The sequence below is a fragment of the Pontibacter oryzae genome (genome assembly GCF_003576375.1).
GTDB lineage: Bacteria > Bacteroidota > Bacteroidia > Cytophagales > Hymenobacteraceae > Pontibacter > Pontibacter oryzae.
Genome location: NZ_QWGE01000001.1, coordinates 207,112 through 222,657, shown reverse-complemented (window position 1 = coordinate 222,657; position 15,546 = coordinate 207,112). Strand labels below are relative to the sequence as shown.

General features: G+C 49.2%; 15 protein-coding genes. 7 read left to right on the top strand and 8 right to left on the bottom strand.

The window, feature by feature from the left end:
• Positions 1–120: 120 nt before the first annotated feature.
• Positions 121–417, bottom strand: coding sequence for a VF530 family protein (locus D1627_RS00930; protein ID WP_394342569.1), 297 nt, complete (start codon positions 415–417; stop codon positions 121–123).
• Between D1627_RS00930 and D1627_RS00925 the strand changes: the two genes are divergently transcribed.
• The 5 genes from D1627_RS00925 to D1627_RS00900 all read left to right on the top strand — a co-directional run bounded on the left by D1627_RS00925 (position 416) and on the right by D1627_RS00900 (position 5,798).
• On the top strand, positions 416–1,039 hold the full coding sequence (locus D1627_RS00925; protein WP_119430348.1) for a YdcF family protein: 624 nt from the start codon (positions 416–418) through the stop codon (positions 1,037–1,039). The genes D1627_RS00930 and D1627_RS00925 overlap by 2 nt on opposite strands.
• A gap of 110 nt (positions 1,040–1,149) precedes the next feature.
• Entirely contained in the window at positions 1,150–2,094 is a 945-nt protein-coding gene (locus D1627_RS00920; protein WP_119431057.1) for an NADP-dependent oxidoreductase, read from the top strand.
• A gap of 398 nt (positions 2,095–2,492) precedes the next feature.
• The gene (locus D1627_RS00910; protein ID WP_119430346.1) at positions 2,493–4,970 is read left to right on the top strand and encodes a zinc-dependent metalloprotease; all 2,478 of its coding nucleotides are present in this window, start codon (positions 2,493–2,495) and stop codon (positions 4,968–4,970) included.
• A 210-nt stretch (positions 4,971–5,180) separates the two neighbouring features.
• Positions 5,181–5,582, top strand: a complete 402-nt coding sequence (locus D1627_RS00905) for a hypothetical protein (RefSeq protein WP_147383157.1) — start codon at positions 5,181–5,183, stop codon at positions 5,580–5,582.
• A 15-nt stretch (positions 5,583–5,597) separates the two neighbouring features.
• Positions 5,598–5,798: a helix-turn-helix transcriptional regulator gene (locus tag D1627_RS00900; RefSeq protein WP_119430344.1), complete on the top strand. Its 201-nt coding sequence runs from the start codon at positions 5,598–5,600 to the stop codon at positions 5,796–5,798.
• Between the two features lie 79 nt (positions 5,799–5,877).
• On the opposite strand, the gene D1627_RS00895 is transcribed toward D1627_RS00900, so the two are convergent.
• The 5 genes from D1627_RS00895 to hppD form a co-directional block, all read right to left on the bottom strand.
• The gene (locus D1627_RS00895) at positions 5,878–7,167 is read right to left on the bottom strand and encodes an acetyl-CoA hydrolase/transferase family protein (RefSeq protein ID WP_119430343.1); all 1,290 of its coding nucleotides are present in this window, start codon (positions 7,165–7,167) and stop codon (positions 5,878–5,880) included.
• A 29-nt stretch (positions 7,168–7,196) separates the two neighbouring features.
• Entirely contained in the window at positions 7,197–8,396 is a 1,200-nt protein-coding gene (locus D1627_RS00890; protein ID WP_119430342.1) for a phosphoglycerate kinase, read from the bottom strand.
• Between the two features lie 108 nt (positions 8,397–8,504).
• A complete protein-coding gene (locus D1627_RS00885) occupies positions 8,505–9,092 on the bottom strand; it encodes a nitroreductase family protein (protein WP_119430341.1) in 588 nt (195 codons plus the stop codon).
• A 212-nt stretch (positions 9,093–9,304) separates the two neighbouring features.
• A complete protein-coding gene (locus D1627_RS00880; protein WP_119430340.1) occupies positions 9,305–11,038 on the bottom strand; it encodes a phospho-sugar mutase in 1,734 nt (577 codons plus the stop codon).
• A gap of 199 nt (positions 11,039–11,237) precedes the next feature.
• Positions 11,238–12,332 carry a 4-hydroxyphenylpyruvate dioxygenase gene (gene hppD / locus D1627_RS00875; protein WP_119430339.1) on the bottom strand — a complete coding sequence of 365 codons (1,095 nt, stop codon included), beginning with the start codon at positions 12,330–12,332 and terminating at the stop codon, positions 11,238–11,240.
• 147 nt (positions 12,333–12,479) lie between these two features.
• Here hppD and D1627_RS00870 point away from each other — a divergent pair, with 147 nt between their 5' ends.
• The gene (locus D1627_RS00870) at positions 12,480–12,878 is read left to right on the top strand and encodes a hypothetical protein (RefSeq protein WP_119430338.1); all 399 of its coding nucleotides are present in this window, start codon (positions 12,480–12,482) and stop codon (positions 12,876–12,878) included.
• 227 nt (positions 12,879–13,105) lie between these two features.
• Here D1627_RS00870 and D1627_RS00865 read toward each other — a convergent pair whose 3' ends face one another.
• A complete protein-coding gene (locus tag D1627_RS00865; RefSeq protein WP_233555460.1) occupies positions 13,106–13,303 on the bottom strand; it encodes a cold-shock protein in 198 nt (65 codons plus the stop codon).
• 519 nt (positions 13,304–13,822) lie between these two features.
• Here D1627_RS00865 and D1627_RS00860 point away from each other — a divergent pair.
• Positions 13,823–14,197 (top strand): methylglyoxal synthase, encoded by a 375-nt coding sequence (locus D1627_RS00860; RefSeq protein ID WP_119430336.1) that lies wholly within the window; start codon positions 13,823–13,825, stop codon positions 14,195–14,197.
• Between the two features lie 150 nt (positions 14,198–14,347).
• Here D1627_RS00860 and D1627_RS00855 read toward each other — a convergent pair whose 3' ends face one another.
• The gene (locus tag D1627_RS00855; protein ID WP_233555459.1) at positions 14,348–15,511 is read right to left on the bottom strand and encodes an acyltransferase family protein; all 1,164 of its coding nucleotides are present in this window, start codon (positions 15,509–15,511) and stop codon (positions 14,348–14,350) included.
• Positions 15,512–15,546 lie beyond the last annotated feature (35 nt).

Genomic DNA, 15,546 nt, shown 5'->3' with positions numbered 1-15,546 from the left:
TATACCTTCAGACCTTGAGGAAGCAGCTAGTTACTCTTCCGCCTCCTTACACTTTCATGCTGAAAACAACTGTAAAGTATAAATTTATTTTAACTCTTAAAAGCTCATAAATCGGTGAACTTAACCAATGCGCCGAAGCGTGTACAAGTATAAACTTTCTACTTTTTCGCGGGCCCAGGGCGTACGACGAAGAAAGGTAAGGCTGGACTTTATACTTGGGTTGCTCTTGAAACAGTTGATGTTGATCTTATGGCTAAGGTGCTCCCAACCATAAACCTCTACCAGATGCTCAAGCATCATTTGCAGGGTAATACCGTGCAAGGGGTTATTTTTCTGTTTTTCTGCCATAATGCAAAAGTAAGCATTCTGCCGTAAAACTGGCGCACCGGCGTTGGCTTTGTACGTATATGGTGGCATGTTAGAAGAGTTAATAATCCGTGCCCTTGCCGACACGCTGCCCTCCGAACCTGCAGACGCGCTTTTCCTGTTCGGCCAAACAGAAGACAACCAAGCTTCCGTCTTTGCAACAGCAAAGCTTTTGGTTAAGACCAACCAGGTACCAAGAGTGATGTTCCTGAACACACCACCTATGAGTGGCTATCCCGGCTTCGAGGCTTGGAACGCCCAATTGCAGCAACTCGGCATACCAGCCGGTAAGTTAGAGGCTATACCCGTACCATCCGGCACAGATAAACTCCATACGCTTAAGGAAGCTACGGCTATGGTGCATCATGCCAAATCACAGGGCTATCGGCGTATATTTGTTGCTGCCTCTCCCTTTCAGCAGCCACGGGCTTTTATGGCGGCAGTTACTGCTGCCCACCGGCATTACCCAGCGCTATACTTATACAGCCAACCTGGTCAACCGCTAGCATGGGCAGAGGAGGCCACGCACTCGCAGGGGAAAGTAGAGGCTACGCGTGCAGGACTGATAGCTGGCGAGATGGAGCGTATCCATAAATACCAGGGTATCGGCGACTTAAATACCGTTGAGCAGGTGCTTGCCTACCTAAACAAGCGCGATAGGTTGGGTTTATAACCTTTAAGGTTTTGGCGCAGCCCTCTCTATACTTCGTGAAGCCAATAACTTTTTAATTTTGGGTAGGTTTTATAAGAATGGAAAATATGCATCAACATAAAACCAGGACTATGAAAGCATTTGTGTTAAACGAAGCAGGGCCAGCCAGTAACCTGACACTGCAGGATATAGATAAGCCAGGCATGCAGCAAGGGGAGGTTCTTATAAAAGTAAGGGCCATCAGCATTAACCCGGTCGATACCAAAACCCGTGAGGGAAAAGCGCTATATGAGCAGCTTAAGGAAAATCCACCTGTTATTCTAGGTTGGGATATTTCAGGGGTAGTAGTGGAGGTTGGCGAAGGCGTTGAATACTTTAAACCCGGAGATGAAGTGTTTGGCATGGTAAACTTCCCGGGTCATGGCAAAGCCTACGCCGAATATGTAGCCGCGCCCGAGAAGCACCTTGCCCACAAGCCGGCCAATGTATCGCACCACGATGCAGCTGCTGCTACGCTCGCAGCACTTACCGCCTGGCAGGTACTGGTAAACGAGGCTGGCATTAAGGCAGGGCAACGTGTACTGATACATGCCGCTGCAGGTGGGGTAGGGCACTATGCTGTGCAGATAGCCAGATACTTTAATGCCACCGTGATCGGGACAGCCTCGGAGGCGAACCACGAGTTCCTGAAAAACTTGGGCACCGACGAAGAAGTTGATTATAAAAAGTATCAGGTTGAGGATGTTGTATCGGATGTAGACATTGTGCTAGACTCGCTGGGCGAGGAAAATGTGCGCAAATCGCTGGCTTGCCTGAAGGATGGCGGCACAATCGTTTCTATACTTGGCGGTGCCACAGAGGCAGTGCAGGAAAAGGCTAGAAAGCGTAACATTACAGCTAAAAACTACCTGGTGCACTCCAGTGGCGAGGACCAGGCAAAACTGGCAGACTTGCTGGCAGAAGAAAAGCTACGCTCGCATGTATCGCATGTGTTCAGTTTCGAGGATTTGCCAAAGGCTCATGAGCAGGTGGAAACCCACAAAACCAAGGGTAAGGTAGTAGTCACCGTGTCCTAAATCCATACTTCCTCAATAAAACCCTCATCTTGTATACAAAAGTATGGCTGGTTTATTCTGATAAAGTATAAAAGCAGCAATGCTGCTAGAAGTATGATTTTGGTATAAAGTATACTAACCTAAGCCCAGTAGCATGAAGCTGCTGGGCTTAATGTTTTTAGGGCCGTGGCATTCGAATGATGTGCGTTTTTGTAAGCAGGAAAATTCCTTCAATGAAGTATTTAACCTCACGCATGACCTATGTTTAAACAGTATAATCTTGCTCCACATACCTTATTGCCCTTTGTTTGCCGGCATGTATAGCTACTTTCTGATTTTACACTTATCTTTAACAGAGGATATTTGATGTATGAAACATCCCTTAAGCCTTTTCAGAAAGTTAAAAACCCTTAAAGCAAATGCCAAAACTTTACCAGGCCATAAGCCTTGCCTTGCTTGTGGCTCTCACCCAAACATCTTGTTCCAGCAGCAAACCTGCAACGCAAGAAAGCACTGCAAGCACATCCCGTTCCAAAGCAGCCTCCGGCACCGACATTAAAAGCTACAGCGATGTTATTACCAAAAGTGCCGTTACAGACGAAGGTGTATTCACCATCCACAAAGTAGGAGACAAGTTTTACTATGAAATCCCGGACTCGCTGCTGCAGCGCGATTTTCTGTGGATCAGCCGTTTTGCCAACCTGCCTTCCGGGCTAGGCGGCGGTTATGTAAACGCAGGGTCTTCGGTGAACGAGCAAATGGTAGAGTGGCAGAAGTTTGAGAACAAGATCGTTCTTAAAACCAAGTCTTACAATGCATACGCTGCAGACTCGCTGCCGATTAGCCTATCAGTGCGTGCCAATAATTATCAGCCTACTATTTATGCCTTTGATATTGCAGCCCTGTCCAAGGACTCCTCAGGCTATGTAATCGACGTAACCAAATTCCTGACCAGCGATGTGAAAGCATTTAGCGGCCTGGATGCGGATATGCGCAAAGAGTATAAAGTTAGCAAGCTGGACGATAGCCGCAGCTTTATACATAGCGCCAAAAGCTTCCCGTTAAACATTGAGGTGAAGCAGGACTTTACTTACGATGCCGCAGAGCCGCCATCCAACTCAGCAACAGGGTCAATTAGTTTGATGATGAACCAGTCGATGGTGTTGCTGCCAAAAACCCCGATGCAGCCCCGCATTAACGATTACCGTGTGGGTTATTTCAACATCAACCAGTATGATTATGGCTCTGAGGCGCTTAAAGCCGATCAGAAATCATACATACGCCGCTGGAAGCTGGTGCCGAAGGATATTGAGGCTTACAAGCGCGGCGAACTGGTGGAGCCGGTAAACCCGATCGTTTATTACCTGGACCCTGCCACACCCGAAAAGCTTCGCCCATACATTAAGGAAGGCGTAGAGCAGTGGCAGGAGGCCTTCGAGACAGCCGGATTTAAGAACGCCATTATCGCCAAAGACCCGCCTTCTGCCGAGGAAGACCCTGATTTCAGCCCGGAAGATGTGCGTTATTCCGTGATCCGCTACGTGGCCAGCACTACGCGCAATGCCATGGGGCCAAGCGTTTCAGACCCGCGCTCCGGCGAGATCATCGAGAGTGACATAATCTGGTACCATAACCACCTGCGCTCTTACCGCAACCGCTATCTGCTGGAGACTGGCGCTGCTAACCCGGCCGCCCGCACCCTGGATACGCCTATCGAAGACCTGGGCGAGATGATGAAAGAGGTGATTACGCATGAAGTGGGCCACGCCCTTGGCTTGCCGCACAACATGAAGGCCAGCTCGGCTTACCCAACCGATTCGCTCCGCTCCGGAGAGTTTACCCAGAAGTATGGCATCGCTGCCACCATCATGGATTATGCCCGCTATAACTATGTGGCGCAGCCCGGCGATAAAGACATCCGTTTTGTGCGCCAGCTTGGCCCTTACGATCATTATGTCATAAACTGGGGCTATCGCTACCTGCCGGAGGCAAACAGTGCTGAAGCAGAAGTGCCAACCTTAGACAAGTGGATAGAGGCGAAGGCCAACGACCCTATGTACCGATTTGGAAGTGGTAGCGGTGGCTACGACCCGGAAAGCCAAACTGAAGGAATAGGCGCCGATGTGATAAAAGCAAGCACCTATGGCCTTAAAAACCTAAAGCAAGTAGCGCCAAAACTATACGACTGGACGGCTGCGCAAACCAACGATTACGACGACCTGGAGGAGCTGTATGGAGAACTGCTGGGCGTGTGGAGCCGCTACATTGGCCACGTGGTTACCAATGTAGGCGGTGTGCGCGAAGAACGTATGAAGCCTAGCCAGCAAGGATATATCTTTACGGCAGTTCCTGCTAAAGAGCAAACTACTTCTTTGGATTGGCTCCTGAAAAATGCCTTTTCATCGCCGGAGTGGTTGCATCAATCTAAAATCAGCAGAAACATACACCACGCGAACTATGTAGAGAGCGTGCGTAACCTGCAGGAGCGCCACCTCAACAGCCTGCTATCGCCGGATAGGATGGCCCGTTTGATGGAGAACGAGGTGAATGACGTAAACTACAATGCACTGGATATGGTGCGCCAATTGCAGCGCGGCATCTGGAGCGAAGTATACAGCGGCTCTAAAGTAGACATTTACCGCAGAAACCTTCAGAAAGCGTACCTCGACCGCATGGACTACCTCCTGAACCAGAAGCAGCCAACACGCAACAGCCGCTATGGCACACCTGTAGAACTCAATCAATCTGATATTCGGTCTATTGTAAGAGGTGAACTGGTGCAGTTGCAAAAGCAGCTTAAAAGCGCCCGTAACCGCTATGCAAACGACCTGACCAGGTATCATGTGGATGATGCCATCGTTAGGATTGACAATATCCTGAACCCAACCAATAGCTAAGAGACAGCCCCTCCGAATTGGAGGGGCTTTTTTTTACATAGTTATTGATGACAACTTATACTATCAAGCCTAAAAGTTATAGGAAATTGGATACCTGTTGCACTAAGCGTCAAGTATAGTATAGAGTAAAGTATAAATTCTAAAATGTAAACTATACTTTGCATTTAGCTATCTTTTGTTTACGTTTGCTAGGAACTAAAATTACTATATATGAAAACACAACTTCTTCCGCACTATTTTAGAATTCCAGGGATGGTAGTTTTTATCCTGGCTAGCATTCCATCAGTCATTGCTGGTTTTGTAGATGCTCAGTTTTATACTTATGAAACGTATGCCTTGCTATCTAAACATACTATTTACCTGCTCGATATACTTGGTATTCTAGGGTTAGCTGTATATGCGCTCTCTCAGGATAGGGTTTACGATGAGTTACTGCAACGCCTGCGCCTGGAGGCTATTAAAACTACTTTTGTTGTCTCGATGGCAGTTGTTATACTTAGCTATATCATTTTTCCTGATTTTAAAATTCACCCATCGTATTTGATAAACCTACAAGTGCTCTGCTACAGTCTGTTATACTATATCAGGAAGAACAGCATGCCTTACGCTTAATAGTATACCTTAAGAATGATTAACTGCATAAAGGTGGAACGTGCCCGGCACAACATGTCTCAATCTGACCTGGCGGAAAAGCTGGGTGTAACCAGGCAAACAATTTATGCCATTGAGCATAAAAAGTTTGTGCCTTCTACGGTTCTTGCCTTAAAGATGGCCTCAATTTTTGGGATACCCGTTGAGCAAATCTTTCAGTTAGAAGAGCAGGATTAGACTTACTGAAAAATAAAAAGCAGAAAGCCCCTCCATTTCGGAGGGGCTTTCTGCTTTTTATAAAGTATGAACTCACTTATTACAGATAACCGTAACGCTTAAATGCCTCCTGTTCCAGCCGTTCGCGGTGGTCGGGGTGGGCAATCTGGATCAAGGCTTTGGCGCGTTGCCGCAGGTTCTTGCCGTATAAGTAAGCTACGCCATATTCGGTTACCACGTAGTGCACGTGCGCCCTGGTGGTAGTTACGGCAGCACCTTCTTTAATCAGAGGCGTAATGCGGGAAATTCCTGAGTTGGTAACAGAAGGTAGCGCAATAATTGGTTTGCCTCCCGGCGACAGCGCCGCCCCACGTATGAAATCCATTTGCCCGCCTATCCCTGAATACTGCTGCAAACCAATCGTGTCCGAAACTACCTGGCCGGTTAGGTCGATCTCAATAGCGCTGTTAATGGCAGTAACTTTTGGGTTTGAGCGAATGATGGTAACGTCGTTCACGTAGTCGGTGCGCTGCATAAGTATGAGCGGGTTATCGTCCACGAAGTCGTAGAGTTTGCGGTTGCCGACTATAAAGCCCGTGGCAATGCGGCCAGGGTGCCGGTACTTGTGCTCGTTAGTGATAACGCCTTTCTCCACCAGCGGCATAATGCCATTGGAAAGCATCTCGGTATGCACACCTAATCCTTTGTGGTTCGTTAGACTGCCCAGGACTGCATCCGGAATCGCACCAATACCCATTTGCAAAGTCGCTCCGTCCTCTACCATTTCAGCAATGAACCTAGCTATAGTTTGCTCTCTACTCGTGATGCGCAGGCTGTAGTCTACCTCTGGCAAAGGCTCGTCCACCTCAACCAGCACGTTCAGCTTATTCACATGGATCAGGCCGTCGCCGTGGGTGCGTGGCATTTGCGGGTTTACCTGCGCAATTACGTAGCGGGCGCTAAGTATGGCCTCGCGGGTTACATCCACGGAAACGCCCAAAGAGCAGTAGCCATGCCTGTCGGGTGGCGACACATGCACAATAGCCACATCTATCGGGAAGCTACCGGACCGGAACAGGCGCGGGATCTCACTCAGGAAAATAGGCACGTAATCGCCGCGACCACTGTTAACGGCCTCGCGTACGTTGGCCGAAACAAAAAGTGAGTTGATAAAAAAAGAGTCTTTATACTTTTCCTCCACCAGCGGCATGTCGCCGTAGGTGGTTATGCTTACCAGTTCTACATTGCGCAGCTCATCGGCCCGCTCTGCCAGCTTACGCACCAAAAATTGCGGTGTGGCTGCGCTGCCTTGTATAAACACCCGGTGCCCTGATTTTATCACGCACAGGGCCTCTTCGGCTGTTTTATAGGAAATCTGGTCTGTACTCATACTTTTTCTATCAACTCACTTCTGAAAAACTAGTAATCAGTGCGCTCGATGGCGGCTACGCCCGGCAGGGTTTTGCCTTCCATATACTCTAAAAGCGCGCCTCCGCCGGTAGAAACGTAGGATACGCGGCTGGCATAGCCCAGTTGGTTTACCGCTGCCGCAGAGTCGCCGCCGCCAATGAGCGAGTAAGCGCCTTTAGCCGTTGCCTCTACCACAGCCTCTGCCACTGCCTCTGTGCCTACCGAGAAGTTAGACATCTCGAACACGCCCATCGGGCCGTTCCAAAGTATGGTTTTAGAGTTGCGGATAACATCGGCGTACTGCTCACGGGCCTCTGGTCCGATGTCCAGTCCCATCCAAAGCGGCTTGATGTGGTGGCTCAGGGCAGTGTCCACGTTGGCATCGTTGCTGAACTGGTCGGCCACGATAGAATCAACCGGGATCATGATATTTACGTTTTTTTCCTTAGCCATTTTGATAAGCTTGCGAGCGAGGTCCAGCTTATCTTCTTCCACCAAAGACGAACCGATCTCGCCGCCGTCAGCCTTCACGAAAGTATAAGACATGCCGCCGCCAATCAGCAGGTTATCCACTCTGTCAAGCAGTTTTTCGATGATCAGGATCTTGTCTGAGATCTTGGCACCGCCCATGATGGCAGTGTAGGGGCGCTCGGCGTTCTCGAGCACGCGGCGCGCGTTTTCCAGTTCGGCTTGCATCACGTAGCCCATCATTTTATCGTTCGGGAAGTAGCGTGCAATAACTGCAGTGGATGCATGCTCGCGGTGTGCCGTTCCGAAGGCATCGTTCACGTATACATCGCCCAGCGTGGCCAGCTCTTTGGCGAAGTCGGCATCACCTTTCTCCTCGGCCTTATGGAAACGCAGGTTCTCCAGCAGCAAAATCTCTCCGGGCTGCAGCTCATGTGCCAGCTGTGCCGCTTCTGGGCCCACGCAGTCAGGCGCGAACTTCACGTTGGTACGGAACTCTTGCTCTAGGCGGGAGACAAGGTGGCGCAGCGAAAACTTCTCCTCTGGCCCAGCTTTCGGGCGGCCCAAGTGCGACATCAGAATAACTGCTCCGCCATCGCTCAGGATCTTCTGGATGGTAGGCACTGCGGCCCTGATGCGGGTATCGTCCGTGATGCGGTGGTTCTCATCCAGGGGCACGTTAAAATCTACGCGTACTACGGCTTTTTTACCGGCAAAATTATACTCGTCTATCGTCTTCATGAAGTATGGTTATGATTTCGTTTATTCGTTCTTCGAGATTTGGGCAAAATGGTTGCTCTACAAATATAGGGATTTAGCTATAGTATGAAAGTGGAGAGCGTTTTGTGTTTACCTGGCCCAGCGCACTTTTTCGGAGACTGGCACCAGCCTTTTGCCTTCGCGAGGCGTTTTCTCAGAATAGCCTAAGTATAAAATACCAAGCACCACATCTTCATCACGGAGCTTCAGGTGTGCTTTCATGGCAGGGTGGTAGGCCATGCCGCCAGAGCCCCAATAGCTTGCAATTCCTAAAGCCGTGGCTCCCAATAGCAGGTTTTGGATGGCGCAGGATGTAGCGGCAATTTCTTCCAGCTCCGGGATTTTAGGCAGGTCGCCGCGGTGCATGTAGGCAACCAGCACGTGTGAGGCTTGGTCGCCCATATGCAGCAGCTTTTCATACTTATCGGCCATAAACTTATCCTCGGGCATATTTTGAGTATACAGCGCGGCGTGCTGCTGGCAAAAATTTTGGGCTGCCTCACCGGCATATACTACAAAGCGCCAAGGCTCGGTGTGGCCGTGGGTGGGTGCCCAGTCCGCCAGTTCAAGCAGTTGCTCTATCTGCTCATCGGGTATTTGCTGGCCGTTCATGAGCGGAGGCTTGGTGGTGCGGCGGCTTTCAATGAGCTGTTTTATAGATTGAAATGATTCATTCATACTTTATGCGGTATTTTAAAGAAAGGAAAATGCATGGCGCATGCGAAAGTATAGCAGTTCGATATACTTTGAAGTTTGCGCGCAAGCTGAAGCTAAAGTAAACAGCGAGCCGCTGAAAAAGCAAGGTAATACTGCCTAAAAAGCGAAATGGCTAAATGCAGAAGTATACGTTCTACAATTTAGCCATTCAAGTATGCTCTAACGGAAAGTCTTTATTTCAGCTTTAAGTCTTTCTGAATTTGCTCGATCTTCTGCTTCAGTTTCTGCTCGGTTTCCTCATATGCTACTGAGGAGGCAAGCGGTTCTTTAACGCTAAAGTAGAACTTGATTTTTGGTTCGGTGCCGGATGGGCGTGCCGATATTTTACTGCCATCCTCCGTCAGGTATTGCAGCACGTTAGAGCTTTCCAGCGTCAGCTTATGCTCTTCTCCGGTCATGATCAGCTTGCGCGTGCTCATCTTGTAATCCCGAACCTCTACCACGTCTGAACCAGCGATCTGCTTAGGCGGGTTGCTGCGCATCTCAGCCATCATTTGCTGAATTTCCTCAGCGCCGCGCTGGCCTTTTTTAGTGATGGAGATAAGCTCTTCCTTGTAGAAGTTATACTTGGTGTACATCTCCACCATCATCTCGAACAGACTCTGGCCCTTATCTTTTGCCACAGCAGCCATTTCAGCAATCAGGGCGCAGGCCGAGATGCCATCTTTGTCGCGCACAAAATCCCCGATCATGTAGCCGTAGCTTTCCTCGCCGCCGCCAATGTATACTTCCTGGCCTTCTTTCTCACGGATCACCTCGGCAATGTACTTAAAGCCTGTCAGGGTCTCATACATGGTAACGTTGTAGCTATCGGCAATCTCCTTGATAAGCTCGGTGGTTACAATGGTTTTTACGATAAACTCTTTGCCTGTAAGTTTGCCGGCTTTTTGCCAAGCATCCAGCAGATAATTGATCAGCAGGGCACCCGTTTGGTTACCGTTTAGCAGCACAAACTCGCCATGCGGGTTTTTAACGGCGATGCCTACACGGTCAGAATCAGGGTCGGTGGCAAGCACCAGGTCAGCATCAATTTCGGCGGCTTTGTTCAGGGCCAGGGTCATGGCTTCCTGCTCCTCCGGGTTCGGGTAAACTACTGTCGGGAAGTTGCCGTTCGGCTCAGACTGCTCCTCAACCACATGCACATTTGTAAAGCCAAAGCGCGTAAGCACTTCCGGTACCAGCGTAATGCCGGTGCCGTGTAGTGGTGTATAAACTATCTTTAGGTCATGCTGGCGTTTAATAGCATCCTTGGATACAGAAAGTTTCAGCACCTCATCCATGTATGCCTCGTCCAGCTCCTTGCCTAGCATGTGTATTTTAGAGGCATCTGCGTTAAACTTAACCTCGTCTATAGACGTGATCTTGTTTACCTCGCCAATGATGTTTTTATCGTGCGGGGCAGTTACCTGCGCGCCATCGTTCCAGTATACTTTATAGCCGTTATATTCTTTCGGGTTATGCGATGCCGTAACAACCACGCCGCTCTGGCAACCCAAATGGCGGATGGCATAAGATAGCTGCGGAGTAGGGCGGAGGGCCTCGAATAAGTAAACCGTAATGCCGTTGGCCGAGAAAATGTCAGCAGATATGCGGGCAAACTCTGGTGAGTTGTTGCGGCTGTCGTGGGCAATGGCAACCTTTATCTCCTGATCGGGGAAGTTCTGTTTCAGGTAGTTGCAAAGGCCTTGTGTAGCCATGCCCAAAGTATAGCGGTTCATGCGGTTGCTGCCTGCGCCCATAATGCCACGCAAGCCGCCGGTACCAAACTCTAGGTCACGGTAAAACGCATCCGACAGGGCCTCGTGCTCTTCGCGCTCCAGCATGCCGGTAATTTCATTCTTAGTTACTTCATCGTAGTTGCCAGCCAACCACTGGTCAATCTTTTGTTTTATGGATGTCTCGATCATAGTCTTTTTGAAAGCTGATAATTTTGTTGCTTTAGCCTTAAACCGGCTAACATGTATAGCGCCAGCATGCACCACGACAAAAAATCACACCAGTTCCTGCTTTACCTACGGCAAAACTCAAGAACTGGTGTGAAATATAGTAATATCAAAATAAAGGTATTTTAGCCACATTTACACGCGGCTATACTTATTTTAGCACCTAAAGGTTGCCACGCAGCTCCTGTTCGCGCTCAATTGCCTCGAACAAGGCCTTAAAATTGCCTTTGCCAAAAGATTTTGCCCCTTTGCGCTGGATGATCTCATAAAACACGGTTGGGCGGTCCTCCACGGGTTTGGTGAAGATCTGGAGCAGGTAACCCTCATCGTCGCGGTCTACTAAGATGTTGAGCTTCTTTAGCTCGTCCATGTCTTCGTCAATCTTTCCGATGCGCTCAAACAGGTCGTCGTAGTATGTTTCCGGCACGTACAGGAACTCCACACCGCGGCTGCGCAGTTCGCTTACCGTGTACAGGATATCGTTGGTGGCGATGGCGATGTGCTGCACGCCGGCGCCTTTATAAAACTCCAGGTACTCGTCTATCTGCGATTTCTTCTTGCCGGCCGCTGGCTCGTTTATCGGGAATTTGATGTAGCCGTTTCCGTTGGACACTACTTTTGACATGAGCGCGGTATACTCAGTGCTGATATCCTTGTCATCAAAAGTGAGCAGCAGCTTAAAGCCCATCACATCTTCGTAGAACTTCACCCACTCGTTCATGCGGCCAAGTTCCACGTTGCCCACGCAATGGTCTACATACTTTAAGCCAACGGGTTCTATCTCAAGTATACTTTGCCTTGGCACGAAGCCCGGCATAAACACGCCATTATAGTTTTTGCGCTCTACAAAGGTATGCACTGTCTCACCATATGTTTTGATGGAAGCCACTTTCACTTCGCCATGTTCATCGGTAAGTGTAGTTGGCTCTTGGGCGGGTGTGGCGCCGCGCTGCACCGTGCCGCGGTAGGCTTCCTCGGCATCATCAACCCACAGGGCTAGCACTTTCACGCCATCGCCGTGCAGGTGGACATGTTTGGCAATATCAGAATCTGGGTTGAGCGAGGTGGTGAACATGAAGCGGACCTTCTCCTGCTGCAGCACATACGAGGCGCGGTCGCGGATGCCGGTTTCGGGACCAGCATAGGCGACCAGCTTAAAACCAAAGGCCGTTTGGTAGAAATGGGCAGCCTGTTTGGCATTGCCCACATAAAACTCAATATAATCGGTGCCGTTTAGTGGCAAAATATCAGTTACCATAGTTTTGATTAGTTTTTTAGGTCTTATTTGTGTAAAAATACACCTTTTAAGATAGTATCAAAACCCTTTGGCCTGCCGTTAAATTATCATTCCGAATACTTGCAATTGCTACGGCATGTTCTCAACTTTGTAAAAAAACGAGACGACATGAATGCAAAAGCCCTGAACGAGTCCATTGTGGCGATCCTGGAGAAGAAGCAAGAGTTAAACGCGCTCGACTACAACGACGCGCGCTACGATGACATAGAAGAAGAGCTGCACGACCTGGAAGACGATTTTAACGAGGAGTACGGCGATGAGCTGGAGGACGTGCTGGAAGATGTGCACGGTAAAATCAAGTCTGATGCGGACATCCTGTTGCCAACGGCTTACCTTGCCAGCTCGCTGGACGGTAAAGAACTGGAAGACCACGAAGAGACTGAGGGTGTTTGGGTAGAGTCTGACTCTTTTCCGGGGGTGGAGATGCGCTTAGTGTTGGTTGCCAACCCGCCGCGCGTGCTGCTGATTCTCTCTGATCAGGAGCGTGTTCTCTGGACAGCTGAATAATAGAAAGCTTAGTTAGACCGGCAACGGTTCTATACTTCTGGCGCCTGCTTTTGCCTTTATGGTACAAGTAGGCGCTTTTTGTTTAGTGAACTGATCCACAGAATTTATTTTTTGTGCTGCACCTGCACATGGTTATACTTTATGCCACGAAGTATAATATGGGGTAATAAAAAAGGCAGGCTGGAGTAACATCCTAGGCCTGCCTTGTGCGATATTTCAGCTGTGAACTAAGCTTTTTCTTGGTCTTCATCGGGAGAAGTTTCTTTTTGTTCCTCAGGCGGAGTATCAGTAATGTTGCCGAACTCATCTACGTAAGCAATCATTTCAGCCAGGCTGCCGCCGGTAGAGTTTTCCTGGCGCTCAACCTTACGCTGCATTTTTTCCTCTTTTTTCTTTTGCTTTTTCTTCTCGCGTTGCTTTTTCATGAAAGTGTTTTGAGATCTACCCATAGTGTCGATTTTAAGTGAATAAATAAGCCTCTAAAAGAAGCCGTGCCTTAGTATATACGCAGGTTCACGGCTTAGAGGCATTTTAAACGCGGCAGTTGCCACAAATGCATGCCATCTCTTTCGGGAAGCTTGATGCGGGATTATGGTGCTAGGCCGCTTACGCTGGTGCGGCTCAAGGTGTGTTCCTGAATGATATACAGGCAGGTGGCTCTATTTGCAAATAATTATTTAATGAGCCTAAAAGCAGGCAGGAACTGCCGTCATGAAAGAGATGTACATAACATTCAGAACAAAGATAACGAAAAATATGCTAAAATGCACCTTTTAAGAGTGTTCTTTTGCCATTATGGCAAAAGAAAAGTACTACTTTGGGTATACTTTTTGAAGGATGGCAAACAGTAAATCTCTTAAAATTTCCTGCCGCTCAATTCTGCAAAAAAATATTATCTTTGGGAGAGGCCCTCACAGAGAGAGCTTAAAATTAAACATACGCTCATGAGAACTACCATTGCGTTAATCGCCCATAACAGCCGAAAGAACGACTTGCTGAATTGGGCAAAAGTACACCTCGAAGTACTGAAAAACTATGACCTGATCGGCACAACCAATACCTCCAAGTTGCTGAACGATATGCTGGAGCTGGATGTGCAGGGTTTTGGCCACGGGCCAAGCGGCGGAGACATTTTGCTGGCTGCCAAAATACTACAGGGCGAGGTGCACAAGGTGATTTTCTTTATTGATGCTGAAACACCGCACGGACACGAGCACGACATCCAGACGCTGATCCGCACGGCAGTGATCAATAACATTCCGATTGCGCTGAACCGCGCTTCCGCTGACCTGATCATCCTGGAGGAAGAAGATCAGTAAAAGAGCCGCTTTCGGTACCGAAGATGCACTTGCAGCTGCCTTTGCAGTAGTAGGTGCTTTTTTTATGCTCGTTGCGCTGCCTTTCCCTCTAAAAAACTGAGAGCCTGCCCCGGCAAAGGTGGCAGACTCTCAGTTGTGATGCGATCACTTTTATACTTTGATGTATATGCGGTTGCGATCCATCCAGTAACCCATCAGCCAGTGCACCAGCATATAGGTCAGGGCGAACATAAGGGAGGCAAACTCGCCCTCGCTCCAGCTCAGGAAGCCGTTTTGGTATACCCAGGTGCTCAGGCGCGTTTCTTCGTCAACCTTAATAAAGCTAAGCATTTTAATGATGAGAATGGACATGCAGAAGATAAACAACGGATTCTTGCCGAACACCTCGAAAAAGTAGGTCCAGCGCTTATAGTTTGCCACCTCTATAACAAGCATCAGCGCACCAAGTATAAGCAGGTCCAGGCCGATGCTGTGCAGCACGTAGGAGCTCGTCCAGAGGGCTTTGTTGATAGGGAAGACGGTATTCCAGAGCAGGGCAAGGATAATGGTAACAACGCCGGCAGCCCCCAGTTTAAGCACTGTGCTCAGGTTGTTGCCGCTTTTCTGAATGTATACACCTGCCAGGTAGCCAGCCACCACATTCACGGCTGCCGGAATGGTGCTTAGCAAGCCTTCGGGGTCGAAGGGGATGCCGTAGCCTTTGTAGAGAATCTCGGGGGAGAAGAACAGCAGGTCGAACTTTAGGGCTGCGTTGCCTTCCAGACTATATGGATCAGGCTGCGTGCCAAAGAAGTATAAAGCTGCCCAGTACCCTAACAGCACCAGCACACTGAAAAGTATGGAACCTCTGATTTTGAGGTAATGCACCACCAGTGAGCCGATAAGGTAGCAAAGCGCAATGCGCTGCAGCACGCCCATAATCCGCACCGTAGAGAAATCGATCAACTCCAGGCCGCCGCCCTCGGCATGCGCCACAAACGGAAAGCAACGCAGCAGCACGCCAATCATGAAAATGAGGGCAGTACGCTTAAACACCTTCTGAAGAAACTCGCTGTTTGGCTGCAGCGCAAACTTACGCATGCTGAAACTCATGGCATTGCCCACGGCAAACAGGAACGTCGGGAAAACAAGGTCGGTTACCGTAAAGCCGTGCCACGGAGCGTGGCGCAGCGGCGCATAAATGGAGCCCCAGCTTCCGGGTGTGTTTACGATTACCATTAGCGCCACGGTTAAGCCCCGTAGCACATCCAAGGAAAGATAACGCTCCGTGCCGACTTTCGCCGCGCGCATATTCGTTGCCACCGCATTTGCCATAGTTTTTAAAGTCAGGTGTTTAGCATGTTTTAGAA